14 protein-coding genes and 1 pseudogene are annotated in these 17,289 nt (G+C 53.8%); 6 read left to right on the plus strand and 9 right to left on the minus strand.

Annotation, left to right across the window (positions count from 1 at the left end; all coding sequences use genetic code 11):
* Positions 1 to 363: hypothetical protein (locus ACEUKI_RS10225; protein WP_374156839.1), on the plus strand; the 363-nt coding region annotated here is incomplete at its 5' end.
* 25 nt (positions 364 to 388) lie between these two features.
* On the opposite strand, the gene ACEUKI_RS10230 is transcribed toward ACEUKI_RS10225, so the two are convergent.
* From ACEUKI_RS10230 to ACEUKI_RS10260, 7 genes are all read right to left on the minus strand, one after another.
* Positions 389 to 1,210 (minus strand): fumarylacetoacetate hydrolase family protein, encoded by an 822-nt coding sequence (locus ACEUKI_RS10230; RefSeq protein WP_179133568.1) that lies wholly within the window; start codon positions 1,208 to 1,210, stop codon positions 389 to 391.
* A 102-nt stretch (positions 1,211 to 1,312) separates the two neighbouring features.
* The gene (locus ACEUKI_RS10235; RefSeq protein ID WP_374156840.1) at positions 1,313 to 2,551 is read right to left on the minus strand and encodes a DUF4854 domain-containing protein; all 1,239 of its coding nucleotides are present in this window, start codon (positions 2,549 to 2,551) and stop codon (positions 1,313 to 1,315) included.
* A gap of 236 nt (positions 2,552 to 2,787) precedes the next feature.
* A complete protein-coding gene (locus ACEUKI_RS10240) occupies positions 2,788 to 3,837 on the minus strand; it encodes an ATP-binding protein (protein ID WP_374156841.1) in 1,050 nt (349 codons plus the stop codon).
* 377 nt (positions 3,838 to 4,214) lie between these two features.
* The gene (glf, locus tag ACEUKI_RS10245) at positions 4,215 to 5,393 is read right to left on the minus strand and encodes a UDP-galactopyranose mutase (RefSeq protein ID WP_374156842.1); all 1,179 of its coding nucleotides are present in this window, start codon (positions 5,391 to 5,393) and stop codon (positions 4,215 to 4,217) included.
* A 151-nt stretch (positions 5,394 to 5,544) separates the two neighbouring features.
* Positions 5,545 to 6,237, minus strand: a complete 693-nt coding sequence (locus ACEUKI_RS10250) for an NUDIX hydrolase (RefSeq protein ID WP_374156843.1) — start codon at positions 6,235 to 6,237, stop codon at positions 5,545 to 5,547.
* A gap of 145 nt (positions 6,238 to 6,382) precedes the next feature.
* Positions 6,383 to 8,116 (minus strand): hypothetical protein, encoded by a 1,734-nt coding sequence (locus ACEUKI_RS10255; RefSeq protein ID WP_144169519.1) that lies wholly within the window; start codon positions 8,114 to 8,116, stop codon positions 6,383 to 6,385.
* A 90-nt stretch (positions 8,117 to 8,206) separates the two neighbouring features.
* The gene (locus tag ACEUKI_RS10260; protein ID WP_218673061.1) at positions 8,207 to 9,418 is read right to left on the minus strand and encodes an ATP-binding protein; all 1,212 of its coding nucleotides are present in this window, start codon (positions 9,416 to 9,418) and stop codon (positions 8,207 to 8,209) included.
* Positions 9,419 to 9,688: 270 nt separating this feature from the next.
* On the opposite strand from ACEUKI_RS10260, the gene rfbB reads away from it, so the two are divergent.
* Entirely contained in the window at positions 9,689 to 10,807 is a 1,119-nt protein-coding gene (gene rfbB, locus ACEUKI_RS10265) for a dTDP-glucose 4,6-dehydratase (RefSeq protein WP_374156844.1), read from the plus strand.
* A gap of 59 nt (positions 10,808 to 10,866) precedes the next feature.
* On the opposite strand, the gene ACEUKI_RS10270 is transcribed toward rfbB, so the two are convergent.
* A complete protein-coding gene (locus ACEUKI_RS10270) occupies positions 10,867 to 13,152 on the minus strand; it encodes an AAA family ATPase (RefSeq protein ID WP_080785772.1) in 2,286 nt (761 codons plus the stop codon).
* 138 nt (positions 13,153 to 13,290) lie between these two features.
* Here ACEUKI_RS10270 and ACEUKI_RS10275 point away from each other — a divergent pair, with 138 nt between their 5' ends.
* From ACEUKI_RS10275 to ACEUKI_RS10290, 4 genes and pseudogenes are all read left to right on the plus strand, one after another.
* On the plus strand, positions 13,291 to 14,358 hold the full coding sequence (locus ACEUKI_RS10275; protein WP_080785773.1) for an Abi family protein: 1,068 nt from the start codon (positions 13,291 to 13,293) through the stop codon (positions 14,356 to 14,358).
* 55 nt (positions 14,359 to 14,413) lie between these two features.
* A pseudogene (locus ACEUKI_RS10280) lies at positions 14,414 to 14,596 on the plus strand (hypothetical protein); the annotation flags it as partial.
* 409 nt (positions 14,597 to 15,005) lie between these two features.
* On the plus strand, positions 15,006 to 15,212 hold the full coding sequence (locus tag ACEUKI_RS10285) for a hypothetical protein (protein ID WP_080785774.1): 207 nt from the start codon (positions 15,006 to 15,008) through the stop codon (positions 15,210 to 15,212).
* A 257-nt stretch (positions 15,213 to 15,469) separates the two neighbouring features.
* Complete coding sequence (locus tag ACEUKI_RS10290) at positions 15,470 to 15,931, plus strand: hypothetical protein (protein ID WP_374156845.1); 462 nt, start codon at positions 15,470 to 15,472, stop codon at positions 15,929 to 15,931.
* A 59-nt stretch (positions 15,932 to 15,990) separates the two neighbouring features.
* Here ACEUKI_RS10290 and ACEUKI_RS10295 read toward each other — a convergent pair whose 3' ends face one another.
* Positions 15,991 to 17,175: an IS256 family transposase gene (locus tag ACEUKI_RS10295; RefSeq protein ID WP_131218582.1), complete on the minus strand. Its 1,185-nt coding sequence runs from the start codon at positions 17,173 to 17,175 to the stop codon at positions 15,991 to 15,993.
* Positions 17,176 to 17,289: the final 114 nt, after the last annotated feature.

Here is a 17,289-nt window from a genome sequence, read left to right on the forward strand (position 1 = left end):
CCAGCGACGCACGCCGCCGCCCCGGTCGTAACCATGACGGCGTCTGCCGCATCGGGAGCACCGGAGCATGCCCCTGCGCGGGCGCGGGCGGATCTCGAGCACGGGCACGGGGCGCAATGGGGAGTCGACGATGCACGCGTCCTCGACCACCATGCCTTTGACGCTGAGAAGCCGGTTGCATATGCCGTCCATCAGACGCTTTGCGGCTGTGTGTTTCTCTCGGTCGAAAACATCCTACCCAAAAAGCGCTCTTCACTTACTCCCACAACAACTCAACGACGAACCCACACCCACAAAAACAGCAATAGCGCCATATATGAAACAAAGCACGAAGGCCCGGACATCCCCCAAATAGGAAAATGACCGGGCCATGCGTTCGTCAGTCGAATCACGCCCGCACGATCACGTTGCGCAAGTCACCGATGCCTTCGACGTGCACGATGGTCTCGTCGCCTGGGTCGAGGTGGCCGGAGGCGTTCGGGGTGCCGGTCATGATGACGTCGCCAGGCAGCAGCGTGGAGAACGACGAAATCGCGGCAATCTGCCCGGGGATGCCGTGAATCAGGTTCGCGGTGGTGCCAGACGCCATCGGCACATCCTCGCCGTTGAGCGTGAAGGAAATCTTGGCGTCCTTCCAGTCGAGGTCGTCACGCATCACAATCCACGGGCCAAGCGGGCAGGAGGTATCGAAGCCCTTGGCGCGCGTCCACGTGGGGTCGATGCCCTGCAGGTCGCGCAACGTCACATCGTTGACGCAGGTGAAGCCGAGCACGTAATCCATCGCGTTCTCGACGGTCACGTTCTTGGCGATGCGTCCCATCACTACGGCCACTTCCGGCTCGAAGTTCATGTCCTTGGAGCAGGCCGGGTACACAATCGGGTCGTCGGGGCCGATTACCGAGGTGGACGGCTTGGTGAAAATCACCATGTCCTCCGGCGCGTGGGCGATTTCGGAGTGGCCGGTCTCGTGCATGAACTGGGCGTGCGCCTCATAGTTCTTGGCCAGACCGTAGACCTTGGAGGGGATGACCGGGGAGAGCAGACGGATGCCATCGCCGTCGACCGGGTAACGAGTGCCGGTGGGCTTGACCTGGTCGCCGGCCAACGGATGACCGTCGAGTTCGATGAGGTAGTCCTTGCCGTCCGTTTCGTCCTTCTGCACGAAGGCATAGCGCGGCGAATCATTCAAAGAAAAACGTGCGAGTCTCATGCCTGTAAGCCTACTCCTTGGCGGTTCCTTCCGCAGAAGCATCCGTCCAAGGAGCAAGCAGACCGGCCTTCAATCGACCAAAACGCACGTTCGCTGGGATTGCTACTTTTCGGTCCAGGTTTTGTCATACAGCGACTGGCCGCTTTGCGTGTGCATGATGACGCGCAATGATGCCTTGCCGCTGGAGGTCTTGTACATCGAGCCCAGCAGATTCGCGGTGGATTGATAGGTGCTGTCCATAGCATCCAGTGAGGAAGCGACGGTATCGCCTAGCGAGGCATAGCTGTCGTCGAGCACGTACTCGTACACCAAGGTGTCACCGTCGACACGGTAGTTGAAGGTGATGCCGGTGTCTGCAAACGTATCCGCTTCGGATTCAATGGAGTCCTTGAATTCCGAAGAGTCGACGAAATCCTGAATCGAATCGTACAGCCCATAATCGCCGTCAGTCAGATCGTCATGGGTTTCGCCCAACGTGTCGTCCAGCGCATCGTCAAGATTATCTTGAGCTTTGCTCTTATCGCTGCTATCACCGTTGCCCGAAGAGGACTGACTATAGAAGGAATCGGTTTTCGCCTCATCTATAGCCTTGCTGGCATACGAGGCACCGCCGACGATCAGCGCGATGACCAGTATTACCTGTATCACCATGCCCGCCGCACTGATGATGATGCCGGCGATGGCCAAGCCCTTGCCCTTGCCGCCCTGTTTCTTAATCTGGTTGAGGCCCACGATGCTCAGAATCAGACCGAGGAGTGAGACAAAGAACGAGCAGATAAAACCGGCAATAGCCAGGCCGTTGTACTTCTGGTTCGCTTCAGGCGGCACACTGCCGTAAGAACCAGACCATCCCGGCTGGCCGTTCGGTTGACCGCCTTGCATATACGGGTTATAGGGCGTTTGCGGAGGCACGGTCCCGCCGCCCGGATATACCGGAGCACTGACGCTGCTGTAGACCGGAGGAACCGATCCGCCTGCCGGAGACGCCCCCGGATAGGACGAATTGGGCGCTGCCGGTGCGGGCGCAGGCGCGGGCGCTGCCGGTGCGGGCGCAGGCGCAGCGGCAGGAGTCACTGGTGGCAAAGCCTGCGTAGGCGGTACCGGCTGATTGGCCGGCGCAAAAGGCTGGGTGGACTGCTCGGCAGGTGTAAACGCCTGCGTAGGCTGCTCAACAGGAGTGAACGCTTGAGTGGGCTGTTCGCCCGCTGCGATTGCTTGGGTTGGAGCATTGTTGGCGGCGGTTCCCGTTTCCGCCGTCATCGCATTTAACGGCTCAGTCGGATTGGCGTCAGCTTGCTGCCCCGGCACCTGGCCGTTCGGATTGACATTCGGATCAGTCATGACATGCACTCCTTCAACTGCATCGCACCCCACTTGCGAGATGCGCCCTTCGTCTTACACGCCACATTGTGCGTTACAGACAACTGTACTCCTCGTGGCGAGCCTTAGGTACCCTAGGAAATTTGTCCCCGTCATCGACGCGGCGTGGCACTTTACCAATTCAGTCAAATAATTGCTTCACGAACACCAATCACGCTCAAACTTTGTGCATTTGGCGCGGTCTCCAAACCAGCTGTTCAAACCACTCTCTGCGGAGCGATTCTTGCGTCAGAAGACGGGCAGCCCCTCGACTGGCTCGTAGCGTGTGGCGCGGCCACGACCACGAGATATTGCGCAAAGCCGTCTTCAACGAGACTTTTCAGCAGTACCCGAGCACGCGAGACCCCTAATTCCATATGCTCCGCTAATTTGGAAGTTGATATGCTGCCTTGACTCACAAGATACTGTAGCGCTTCTGATTCCGATTTGGAGAGGTGTCCCACGGAAGTCCAGGATTTCATGGACTCGCTATTTGCTGGCGTCATAACAGATCCGCCAAGGTTTGTGTACCGTACTACAAGTTTTACGCGATCAGGACGAGTTAGCACTTCCAGCAGTGGATGCGGCGCGCCAACAGAATCACAACCAGCTCGCATCACATCAAAGCCGCTTCCTGCTTTTTCACCGATACCGATGAGAAAAAACATTTTCATGAGGATAGGATTGCGTGCGTCAGATATTCCACCTTGCTCCGCCTCGGCCTTTGTAACACGGAGCCGCCCAGGATTGGTGAACTCGATGGTTGATTGGCGCCTAATAATCACCGTGCCTCTTCTACCCATATAGTCCGCATGAACGATAGCGTTGGTTAACGCCTCGCGAATAGTGATTTCCATGGGATTTTCATCCATACGTCGCGCTTCTCCGTCCAAACGGAATGGGCGCGGCACCGCCTGCCGCAGCCTACCATATACTGACTGCCAAAAATCATATAAGTTGCCGGACCAAATTCCGTCAGTAGAGGTAATGCGATCATCCCAACGATCGAGTCCAATTTCTTCACGATAGTCAAGGAAATAATTTGCGAATTCCCGCACGATATCATATTCGCGCCCAAACATCAGCAATCCAGCAATAGTTGGATGCAACTGATTATCTTTGGTAGAACGAGCGAGCGCCTGCAGACGCATGAGAAAATCTTCGTCATTGAGGTTACGCCACGGATGGTTCGGGCGAATCCTTCGAAAATAAGAACGGTACGAGGCAATCGTGCCTGAATCCAATGCGGCACTACCCAAATCTTCCACGATACGAAGATCCTGAGGAGTGTCACTGCCATCGCGAAACATTGCTTTGACTTCATCCCGGTCGCAATGGTAGTCATAGACTGTCTGGTAATTTGTCTTTGGCCTTTTTTCGCCTCAATACAATTATCTTCTCGAAGTAGCCTCACATCCGACTCGGAAAGGCTGGCAAAAGAAATCAACTCAATAACGTCAGAATTCGCCACTTTTTATACGCCTTTCCGCCAGTTTTCCATTCTGGGGAAGCCAAGCCATGTTCAAGCAGCGTCATCCCCCCACTTGCAACATTAAAAACACAGAAGCCTGAAACCGGCATTATTGCCTCAGCAATATTCAGTCGGTTTCAGGCTAAATCGTTAATCCTCTGGCGAAACGACGGTCTACTTCTTCAGCAGCGGTGCGACTTGCTCCTCGTAGGCGGTCAGGGCGGTGTCGATCACGTTGTGCATGTCGTAGTACTTGTACGTGCCCAGACGACCGCCGAACACGGTGTTCGGCTCGGCCTTGGCCTTGGCCTCGTACTGGGTGTACAGTGCCTTGTCCGCATCCGTGTTGACCGGGTAGTACGGCTCGTCGCCGCGCTCGGCGAAACGGCTGTATTCCTCCCACACCACGGTCTTGTTCGGGTTCTGGGCATCGTGGCGCTCCGGGTTGAAGTTCTTGAATTCGATGGCGCGGGTGTAGGGTACGTCCGCGTCGGAGAAGTTCATCACCGGGCAGCCGAAGTGGTCGCCCTCATCGTAGCGGACTTCTTTGAAGTCGACCGTGCGCCACTTGAGGTCGCCGAGCTCATAGTCGAAGTAACGGTCCACCGGGCCCGTGTACACCACCGGCACGCCCGCGGCCTTGAGCGCGGTCTTGTTGTACGGCTGGGACTCGTCGAAGAAGTCCACGCCGAGCTCCACGGTGATGCGCGGGTCGTCGATCATCTTCTCCATCCACGCGGTGTAGCCGTCGGCGGGCAGGCCCTCCCACGTGTCCTTGAAGTAGCGGTTGTCGTAGTTAAAGCGCACGGGCAGGCGCTTGATGATGGCGGCCGGCAGCTCGGACGGGTCGGTCTGCCACTGCTTGCCGGTGTAGTTCTTGATGAACGCCTCGTACAGCGGGCGGCCGATGAGCTGAATGCCCTTGTCGTTCAGGTTCTGCGGGTCGGTACCGGCCAGCTCGCCCGCCTGCTGTTCAATCAGGGCCTTGGCTTCGGCCGGCGTGTACTGCGCATGGAAGAACTGGTTGATGGTGCCGAGGTTGATGGGCAGCGGGTAGACCTCGCCGTCATGGGTGGCGTACACGCGGTGCACGTAGTTCGTGAAGCTCGTGAAACGGTTCACGTAGTCCCAGACGCGCTTGTTGGAGGTGTGGAACAAGTGCGCGCCGTACTTGTGGATCTCCGCGCCGGTTTCCTTATCCATGTACGAGTAGGCGTTGCCACCGATGTGATCGCGGATATCGATGATGTGCACGCGAGCACCCGTGTGCTCAACCGCCTGCTGCGCGACCGTCAGACCGAACAGGCCCGCGCCGACAATTACCAGGTCGGGGTATTCAGTAGAACTCACCATGCGCAATAACCTTTCAGTGTCAATCTATCAGTTATTATGTTCGATTTCCGAGAGATTATCTTACTCACCCAACTGCAAATCGGCCAAAGAGCAATAAACGTCTGCACAGCATATCTATATCTGTTTCCCAGGAACATTCGCGGAGCAAAGATCAAGCACGCCCGCGCAAGCGCCAAATTGTGTAGGCGGCGAGGGTGATGCCGTCTGCGATGCTGCCAGCGGCAATCATCTGGTCCATAGTCTGTACGGAGCACCATGTGAGGTGCGACAGTTCCCAGTCATGTCCCGCATCCGGCGTCACTTCGGAAACGTTCAGACCGACCACGGCAATCGAATCTTTCATCACACCCGTGTCCGCATGCATACGTTGCAACACCGCCGCGGAATCGGCATCCGCATGGAGCCCGGTTTCCTCATGGAATTCACGCAACGCGGTTTGCTCGGGTGTCTCTCCCGGCTCTCCCATGCCTCGCGGAAATTCCCATTCCCATGATTCCGTGGAGACCCGCCAGTGACGAGCCAGCAGCACGCGCCCATCACGCTCCGCGACGCATACTACCCCAGGACGAGCACCCTTGACCGAGGCATAATGCACGGCGAAATGATTCCCTGTCGCAACGTCTTCCAGTGCCACTTGGGTAACCGCAAAATCGGCACCGCCCTGCTCTTGGTACATGACCTTCTTACCCAGAACCTTTAGCGGCGGCTCGCCGTCATATACTGCGTCATCGCGAATCACTTCGTCAGCCACCGCGCCATTGGATATAACACCGCTCGATGCCCCGCCATCGCGCCCCACCGGTAACGCATTAACTACCATTTCGGCCCCTGCCACTTTCGCCATTGATTATTATCCATTATTCACCAAACGCCACTGCCGCGAATAGCCCCGCGTTCCGCCCACGATCCACCCACCTAATCCATGGATCCATAGCAGTGCGCACGGCCGGTAACCCGCGGTCTGCGAACTACCGCACCCACAGCCCGCGCTACTCCAAATACACCACGGTCTTAAAACTCGACCTCACACCCAGCAGCCATTTCGCGATATCGATAAGATTCGGCACAATGCCGATGAACCACGCCACCATCACCACGAGCCATATCGGCGATTTACCGTTGAACCACACGTTGTCCGACAATGCAGAAAGCAATGCCAGCGCACCCGCAACCAACGCGCTCCACAACATATCTATGCCGTCACCCTTTAGGCTCTTCTGCTGGCATGCCTGCTCCACCGCGTAGGCCACATCGCGCGTATTAATCTTCTGAATTCGCTTGCTCGTATCGGCATTGCACTTGCGCCATGCCTCAATCACCGGCTGGCTTTGATAGCAGAACGTCGCAAACAGCACGAACGGCATCTTGCCCAACTGCTTGGTAATGCTACCGTTGAGTACCAGCGACGACCTGCTCGACTTGTCTCCAGCCAGCCGTGCAAACGAGTTATTCGGCGCGCTCACCGCCACCAAATACGCGCCAAGATGCTGCGCCATGGTTTTCTGGTACACGAATTGATACCAGTCTCGCAACAACTGACGAGACATTTCAGGCTTCTCGACTTTGCCTACTTTGCCGACCGACTTACCGGACCATTTGCCAGTCGACCCATCAACCGACTCATCAACCGTCTCTTCATCCGTCTCGGTTTCTCGCAGCGCTGGCTTGCCTTCCGGCAGTTCAACCGCCCTATCAATGCACATACGCGCATCAGTACGCTTCGGCATCTTCGCAATCGCCTGCAATGTCTGTGCAAACGTCACCGTCGTATTATTGCCGCCGCTCGACCCCGTATTCGCCGCGCCCGCCAAGTCCTGCAAATGGAACTGTTTGCGCAATACCTCCGCACAATCGCGCGCAATGGCTTCAAAATATGGGACGAAACCCTTACTTTTCGTCAGTTCTTTGACCGAAGCATCATTCTGGTTCTCGTAAAGCACCAGACCCTGTTTTTCCGCGTCGATCCATTCCTGCCAACGTTGCCCAAGGAACCGGCACCGATCCTCAATAGCCGCGCCATACCAGTCACTCGCATCACCGTCAGCTTCAGCACCGTACAGCAACTGTGCATACATCTCCGCGATGATGGTTGACTTCAGCTCTCCTGTTTCGTGAGCATGTTTCAGCCGATTGGTGAACTCGGTATAGAACCGACTATTTAGCCCCAGCGCTTGATTCCACGTGACCGTGGTGCCGAACACACAGTATTCCAGCGGCCGAACGGTCAGTTGTTCCTCAGTCCCCGCACACACAAGGTCCTCGGGAAGAATGGTTTCGTTTTCCTGTTCCGCTGCCTTTTGCGCGTCTTCTTTCACGTCTTCGATGCTCTTAGTGGTGAACGCCACCAAGCAGTCCTCCAGAGTCGGATGCCGGCCGGAGACGATGATCGCCGGACCATCCTTATACGACTTTCCCAGCACGCCATTGACCGCCGTGGGGCCGAGAGCCAAGAAGAACAGACCATCCAGCAACTGCGCTTCGGTCAGCATGATTTTGGGGCAATACATATATGCGGTGCGCACAATACCCGCAAAATGCGTTGCGATGTCTGTGTAGTCGTTGAGCAACCTCTCGCAGGGGCGATACGTATCGGTCCTGCACCACAGATTACGAATCGATGGATACGCAGGGTACTGCTTCACAAGGTCATTCCACTCTTGGCTCTGCTCAGTGGAATCGAAGTTCGTGATCATCGTTGCCCGTAGCGATTGCGTCTTGCCCATACGGCCTAGTCTAGGCGCATTGGCGGAGGCACGGGTGCAGGCAACTGTGAGTCGCTCTACTACGATTAGTCGCCATCGTGGCAAAACCCGCTATTCTCCCAATAGCCAGTCCAGTATGTTAACTTGCTTGATGCCGGCGTGGTCGCCCTCTCCGACGCGGTCCATGGTCAGCAACGTCTTGGGATGGTTGTCTCCTATGGTCTTAAGCGGGCGCAGCTCCCGGGTGAGGGTGCCCTCGTCCATGACACTCGGCGAAACCTGGTAATAATGGTCGCCATTGGGATCGGGCGTGTAGAAGTCGACTTCAGTGGTTCCCACCTTGCCGATATGCACGAAACGGTATCGCCGCAGGAGCTCGAGGTAGACGACGTTTTCTACGCGATGGCCAAGGTCACCGCCGGTCTTGCCAAGGAACCAGAACCGGAAGCCAGGGTCTCCCAAATAGTATTTCTCCAATGTCTTCAGGTACGCCTTTCTCTTGATGTCGTACCGGTCAGCACGGAATAGCAGGTAGTTCTCGCAAAGGGCCGTGATGTACTCGCCCACCGTGGTAGGGGAAATACCGCGATGGGTCTGCTTCATTGCGTCAGCCATACCCTTAATCGACGTGATGTTGCCCGCGTTGTCAGCAAGGAAAGAGGCGACATCGTTGAACGCATTGGTGTTGATGCGTGGATGTCGCAAGGCGATGTCCTTGACGAGTATGGTGTTGAACACACCTCCCAGGTAGTCGGCAATGTCTTGGTCATCATCGAGCGTGGCCGCGTAAGGCAGTCCGCCATATAGCAGATATCGGTTGAACGACTGTTCGGGGGATTCGGTTGCGGGTCGTGTTCCGCGGTATTCCCTGAACGACAAGGGCAGCATGCGCAGTTCCACGTACCGGCCAGTCAGCCGCGTGGCCAATTCGCTGGAAAGCAGATCGGCGTTCGATCCGGTCAGGTAGAGGTCCACATCGTCGCGCACGTACAGTCCGTCGGCCGCCCGTTCGAACTCGTGCACGTGCTGGATTTCGTCAAGGAATACGTAGTTTATTCCGCCCGGTGTAAGCCGGGAGACGATGTGATCATAGAGCGGCTTGGCCTCAGTAGGGTAGTTCTCATCCAAACTTTCGAAGTTGATGGCGATGATGCGCTCGGGAGACACGCCCTGCTTGAGCAGCCGTTCGCGGAACAGTTTCAGGACGGTGGATTTGCCGCAGCGCCGCAGACCGGTGACCACCTTGATCACGTCCTTGCCACGCCAACGTTCCAACCAATCCATATATGCCGGGCGGTCAATCATACTGTCCTCTTCACTCACGCTAACGAATATCAGATAACTGATAGATTGTTTTTCTATTGATGAATTCTATCAGAATAGATGATAGAAAATGTGATTCTTCCTAGACTTACCAGCAGACTGGACACAATCCAAGACCAGACGACAGACTCAAGGCAATGCATGGCATGTTCTTACATTTCTGCGTCTTTGTCCGGACCCATTCGCCGCCACAAAGACAGAGCGCAGAACAACGCAACCACCAATATAAACCCCCGCACTCAGGCAAGCCTCAGGTTACGATTGGTAGATATGAGCAATTCCGAACAGGCCCTCGACTCAACCAACGAAGCAGTCAACATAGCATCCAAAGAAGCACCCAACCCACCATTCGCGCCGCAACACATTCTGGTTACCGGTGGCGCAGGGTTCATTGGCGCAAACTTCGTGCACGGGGTGGCGCGCAACCATCCGCAGGTCCATATGACTGTTTTGGATGCGCTCACGTATGCCGGCAAACGCGAGAATCTCGATGGTGTGCCGGCCGCGAACCTGACCTTTGTGCATGGCAATATTTGCGATGCCGAGCTTGTGGAATCCCTGTTTTCTGGGCTGAACCAACGCTCAGCAGCCGCAGTACCCCCGATTGGCGCCATTGTGCACTTCGCCGCCGAATCGCATAACGATAATTCGATTCTCGACGCCTCCCCATTCCTCAATACGAACGTGACCGGCACGTACGTGTTGCTCGAGGCCGCCCGCCGCCACGATATTCGATTCCACCACATCAGCACCGACGAAGTGTATGGCGATCTGGCTCTGGACGAACCGCGCAAATTCACCGAGCTCAGCCCTTACAAACCATCCGGCCCGTATTCGGCGTCCAAGGCCGCCAGCGACCACTTGGTGCGCGCCTGGCACCGCACGCACGGACTCAAGACCACCATCAGCAATTGCAGCAATAACTACGGCCCCTACCAGCATGTGGAGAAGTTCATCCCCCGCCAGATCACGAACATTCTTGCCGGCATTCGCCCGAAGCTCTACGGGCAAGGTCTGGCTGTGCGCGACTGGATCAGCGTGGAAGATCACTGCAGTGCCATCTGGACGATTCTCACCCGAGGTCGAATCGGGGAAACCTACCTCGTGGGAGCCAATGGCGAATACAACAATATTGATGTGCTGCGCATGATTCTGAAGCTCATGGGCCGCGACGCCAACGACTTCGACCATGTGAACGACCGCCCCGGTGGCGATAAGCGCTATGCCATCGACGCCACCAAACTTCAGACCGAGCTCGGCTGGGCGCCAAGGTACACCGATTTCGAGGAAGGTCTGGCCGCGACCATCGACTGGTACCGAGCACACGAAAACTGGTGGATGCCTGATAAAGCTGGGACTGAGGAAAAGTACCGGAAGCAGGGTCATTGATAGGTCACCATGTAACGATGTCCTTCAAAATCGATTTGTTAGGAGGCCTCTGCAGCCAATCATTCCAATAAATACTTATATTGGTCAGGTGCCACTGATTGCATCATTTCAAATAAAGATTGAATGCCTTCATCAATCTGTGCCACTACGGCAGGATCAATATCCCCTCCAGTGATATGAGATTCATCATTTACGAATTTATATAGAGCAGCTTTTTTATGCTCATCAAAGTCTATTTTCTGCAATCGTTTATAAGGATTTGCACAGATAGGAACATTGTTCAACAAAAATGTATCAAGGACTTTTCTCAAAATATTCGGAATCGGATAAGCTCGTCGAATCGACCCATTGTTTCTGTATTCCTTAAGTATATTAAACAGAAAACGATATTCTGTTTCAAATTTCTCTAAATCACTATCAAGAGGGCATAGCTCTGAAGAGCGATACCCCTGTTCATCTTGGCAGCATTTCAACATGTACAAAGAACTTTCTTTCTTCTTCTCTTTCTTCTTTCCTTGATTATTTACCTTATCGACAATCTTAACATTTTTTGACCAACTCAATAAAATTTTCAAAAACGAAAAATCATGCGTGGCAATAAAGACCTGCTCGCAATTGACAGCAATCTCCTTCAGGAAAGCAAAAGCCTGATAACGATAATTCGAATCCAGACTGGAAACAGGATCATCAATTGCTAGGATGCTCGAAGAGACATCAAATCCGTCCTGCTGCAACGTCACAGCATAATAAACAAAAGCGACTGCAAGACGTTCTCCTTCGCTCAAATGTACGGCCGGCTTACCATTTCTAGTAATAAGAAATCCGCTCTCTCCATTAGCACGCGAGCAAAATCCAATCTCATCGCGCCCCAAGAACGAAGTAATATACCGATTGAGCATTGTGACACCGCCATGAGTCTGCTCAAGGAGTTGTCGGTTGCCTTCAATGCGTTTCTCTAATCCTTTAATGGTTTGCCCGGATTGATCAGCATCTGTTCCTTTGATAACAACAGCTTGCTCCTCCAACTCTTGCTTTTCTTCGCGCCTAGCATTTACTTCATCGGCAACCTCGCTCAGTAAATGATTCTTAAGCTGTCGTTTAGCCTCCTGAAGCCTCATGGCAAAAGATTGAGTCTTATCGTTATGACGATCAATAACCTGATTCAATTCCTCACAGGATTCTGCAAAGGGAAGACCCGAAGGACATATTTCAGAATTTATTACTACATCAGTTTTTTGTCGTTTATCCTTCAACGCCTGAATATATTCATCAATTTCATCCACCAAACATTTCTTACGCTCTAAACATTGATGCCTCGCTTCACGATATTCTTCTTTGAGCTCGCTATACACATGCATTTCATCAAATATCGTAATTTTCTCAATGGCAGATCTATATTCAGTCAGAGATCTGACGGATATATCAATACGCTCTTTCAGACGCTGATCCTCATCATTGAAGTGATTCTTTAGCTCTTCAATACGCTTAGGGGATATATCATTCCGACAGAATTCACAAATTGTGCTATGTAGAAGTTGATGCAAAGCCATGCCCTGCTCAACCCACATTGCTATATCAGCATCTTCAGCAAGACGCTTTAATACGATATGGTGTGCACTCAATTGTAATAGCTCACGCGAATGCTGAATCTCTTCCTGTAATGCACCTATTAGGCCGCCCACGTCCACGCGACTTATAGAGTCTAGGGGCACTTGCTGCAGAGTTTGTTGATACCTGCGATATTCATCATCACTAAGTATCTTTTTATCGCCCAAGCAATCAAAATCCCCCTCCGCTTTGATACGATTGTATCCTCTGGTAGGAGCCCCCTCCGTAACTAAGCCAATATTCTTTGCAACTCCATGAAATATGGCATTGATCTGTTTCTGAATTCTATCTATTTTGTCTTGAATTTCATTGAGGTTTTCCTGCAATCCTTCGCGAGATTCCTCATCCTGTTCAATTTGCTTCACCAGTTCCTTGGCCCTCTCACCAAGAACTACTGATATTCCTTTAGAAATAGATTCTTCAAAATTCACATTATTTTTTATAAAATCCTCATTAAATACACGTATTGCACTTGGGAACTGCTCTCCCTGACGAAAGGTACGCCCCTCACTGTCTACCAATGCATACCTACTCTCAGGGAATTCCGCTACACGTCCATCATCAAGGCCACCAAGCAGTCGAGAGAATGTCGACTTTCCAGTGCCATTCCAACCGTAGATGATGTTAATGTCAGCGAAGTCCCTCATCCTCGGCTGTCCTGCACATTCTTGCAGCCAATGGAAATCCCGAAACACACCACATTGACTAATTGTCTCAAAACGTTTCAGAGAAGCCATGCTTCACCCCCAGTAATACCCGACCAACACCTTCGTGTCAGGAATAAGACACACCGTCTTTCGTCTTGTCTGGCACCAATCGTATCACGGCGGCATAACGTTAAAAGGAAAGCTATCATAATAACGGTTTTTACGTGAATGTGGTTTTCTACTGATGGGGCGGCATCGGTTTTACCGATGGATGCCCCATTAGTTTATCTCGAGGAGGGATTCACGAGTTCCCTGTATGAGCAGTCCTTAGATGATCAGATTCAAAATCTGAAAAATGATGGAGTACGCTTTACCATCATCAATGAGGCAAGGGCCAAGGAATATCTGTCCCAACGCATCAACCTCTTCAAACTAAAGAGATTCGCTATCAATTATCGACAGATTGATGGCAGATACGAGGGACTTGATTTCGCTTACCTAGTTGACCTCGCTTCTATTGATTATCAAATCAGACTGTTCTGCGGATATATTGCCGGCAGGGTTGAGCACGACCTTAAGTTGCGATTCAACCATTTACTTATGATTGACGCCGCCCACGATGGATTCGACATAGCTAGACTCATCGACAGGGATGCCGAATTTGTGTTCAACGATGATTCCGACTATCAGAACAAGAAAAAAAGACTCTCATATTCTCCATACACGGACTCATACATTCGGCATTATCTTCCTGACCCGGAAATCTGGGACCTTTGGGAAATCTTTGACCTCTCATCACTGTTCAAAGCATACGAAATCTATCTGGGCAGTATTCATCAAAAGGATCGCCTGACCAAGTTCTTTGGCAGCATTCGACGGCTACGGAACGCTGCCGCACACAACACATGTCTTTTAATCGGAACACCTCGCAGGACCGCACCACCAACTGAGCAACTCTATTCCTGTCTCAGAACACTTTTTAAGAATCAAATTCCTCAGCCAGTCGGTAGCGTCACACAAAAGTCACAACTGGCTTATGACTTCGCGAGCCTGCTTGTTGCTTTCTTATCAGCATCGCAAAGTGGCGACTCACAACAGCATGCAGCAGAGGCTGCCACACAATTAAGCAAACGAATTCGTCGTAATATCAAGTTCTATGTGCCCAAGACTTATTGTCCAGAACTTACCGCGCTCCTAGTAACCATCAGCCACCTATGCGATGGATTTGCGAACTATCTTCAAGAATCGTCTAGGCCAAAATCCGGCACTCTCTATTATGAGCCACGGAAAGAATAGCTTTGGCTCTTCAAGTACTTGTGTAAGCAGAATATCTAATCCTGCTTACCGGTTATTAGCGTCTGACCTCGACTGGCTTGTCGGGTCGGGCGTCACCATTGCGGCCTATAACGTGGACGAACCATGTGCGCCTCTCGAAATGTGCAAGAAACGGAACTTGTTCAAGCTCTTCTACAACGATGTCAGTCTGCTGACCGAATCACCCCTACGCAAAACGCAAACCGCGCTCGATGTGCTCGGCCTGTGCACGCCAGCACGGAGGGGCGAATCACCTACTTGCCCATCTACATGGCCGGACCGTTCCTCAACGAATAATTTTCCCCTAGCCGGTAAACCACTACGCCAATACTTCTCAGCATCCTCCCAGCAAACGTTCAGTGAACTTGTTCTGAACCAATCGCTACGATATGCGGGTACGTTGTTGTGACGAGGGTACAGGTGAATGGCAGTGAGCAGACAGCGCAAAACGCGCGGCGATCGCACGAAGACGGGAACCTCCCAGCTCGGGGTCCCCGATTTCTTTCGAGGCGGCCCGTCATTCTGCATCATCGGCTAGGTCCCGTTCCAGTCCGCGAGTCGGATTGCTCACGTTTGTTGCTTCTCGGCGCCGCGTCCACCAACCCAAAACAGATTCAGCAGAGACTACTGTGCTCGCTGACGAAATCGAGGATTTGGATACCACTACGCCCGATTCTGCGGATACTGGGATCGCCGAAACCAGCGCTGATTCGCTGAACTCTGCATCGGAAGTCAGCAATGACGATATCGACAATGCTCAGGCTGAATCGAACGCTAAAGATTCCGACACCGAAGACACCACCGCAAAAGACCAGAGAAGCAAAAAAGACCAATAGCCGAAAGCATAAGAAACCACAGAAACCGAATAAATTCAAAGCATCGCTTGCCCGTTTGAGCCAATTCATCAAAGCAAGTGCTGCGCCTATTCTGACTTCCAAATTCGCACAACTCCTGATTTCAGCTGCGGTAGCGCTCCACAAACTATGGAGGAAACGCCCAAAGTGTCCGTACACGTTGTATGTCGTAGTGATGGCGCTGATTGACGCAGCAGCCGTAACCTTCATTCAGTGGGGCATGTATTCCGAGCCGAAGTATGACGACCCGAACGCGGACTACCAAGATTCTCAACAGCGTAAACGGACAACTCACCAGATTCGTGACGCAAATGTGGCTAGAAGAAGACAAGCTCAACTGGCTTCTTAATTTCCTAGCTCCCGGCATGGTCTACTTGGTGCTGGTATTTGTCATTAACCGGTTCTGGGTGGCAACCGCCGTGTTCGCTATCACGATGGGTATCTATGCCGTGGCGAACAGCACCAAGATAATTCTGCGCGACGAACCAATCCTCCCCTCTGACTTGAGCTTCCTATCCAGCGGTAACGGGGGAAATCACCTCATTCATTCCCAAAAGCAGCCAGGCATTGGTAGACGGCACCATCACTATGCTGATCTGGCTGACGGTTATCTGCCTGATACTGCAATTCGTCGACGGCCGCCGTTGCGTGATCCCATTCCACTGGTGGCATCTAGTTTCATCACGTGTTGGATACAATGAAACCTGGTAGTGCCCGAACTCTTGCGCACTTTGGTCTTCGCCCGTCCCTGTGGCGGTGATCAGTTCGCTGCTGGTACGGTCTCACCGAGCCTTGACATGTCGAGGTAGCGGCGCGTCGACCACTCGTCGGATGTCACGTAGCGGACCCTCGCGCAGACGAGCATCAACGCGCTGCGTCCGTCGGGGAACGAGCCGACCACGCGGGTCCTGCGCCTGATCTCGCGGTTGAGCCGTTCGATCATGTTGTTGGTGCGGATCCGACGCCTATGCTCGCGCGGGTAGTCGTCGAGCAGGTAGGTCGTGGTCTCGCCGATGCCCTCGCGCAGGCATTTGGCGGCCTCCTTGAGTTTCCTGGATTCCATGTCCCGGGCGACGGATTCGGCCTTCTCCAACGCCTTGTCGCGTGATTCCATGGAGAACACGGCCTTCAGTGCGTCGGCCGCCCAGTCGCGGTTCCCGGGGTTGACCCTGGCGAGTATGTTGCGCTCGAAATGCACCATGCACCGCTGGTAGCGGGCATCGGGCAGCAGCTCGCCCGCGGCGGCGACCAGCCCCGCGCACCGATCTCCCGTCACCAGTCTCACGCCCTTGAGGCCTCGTGCGAGCATGCCTTTGATGAATTCGCGCCAGCTTTCCGCGTCCTCCTTCATGCCCTCGGCCACCGAAAGCACCTCGCGCCGCCCGTCCATGCCGACGCCGATGGCCACCAGGATGCTCACGTTCTCCACGGACCCGCCCCAGCACCTTTTGTGCCACACGCCGTCCATGAACAGGTACGGGTAATCCTGTTCGAGGGGCCTGCCCCGCCATGCGTCGATATCCGCATAGACGCGCTTGAGCTTGTCGCTCAGGGTCTGCGAGGGCATGCGGTCGCCCCACAGGAGCCGGCTGACATCATCGACCTGGCGGGTGGAGACGCCGGCCAGGTACATGTCGATCAAGGCCTCCTCGACGCTCTCCTCACGCCGACGGTATCGTTCGATCACGGCCGACTCGAACACCGCGCCCTTGAGTTTCGGCACTTTCAGGCTCATTTTGCCGGCCTTGACGGTCAGGTCGCGCTCGTAGTGGCCGGCCCGGTACGCCTTGCGGTCCCCGCTGCGCTCGTAGCGCGCGGCGCCGGTGATCTCGTCGGCCTCGGCGTCGAGCATCGCGTTCAGGGTCTCCTCGACGCTTTTGCGGACCATCCGGTCCAGGGTGGTTTCCAACATGGCCTGGTCGACCTGTAGAATCTGCTGTGACATGGCTTCGTGCCCTCGTTTCCAATCGCGGTTTTCTAATGTCTGGCGACTGAAAATCGTACACAGGACACGGGCCATGCCCCTATCTCAAGCCCAAACCAAAGTGCGCAAAATCTC

Source organism: Bifidobacterium sp. 2450 (assembly GCF_041900695.1).
In the GTDB taxonomy this organism is placed as follows: domain Bacteria; phylum Actinomycetota; class Actinomycetes; order Actinomycetales; family Bifidobacteriaceae; genus Bifidobacterium; species Bifidobacterium longum.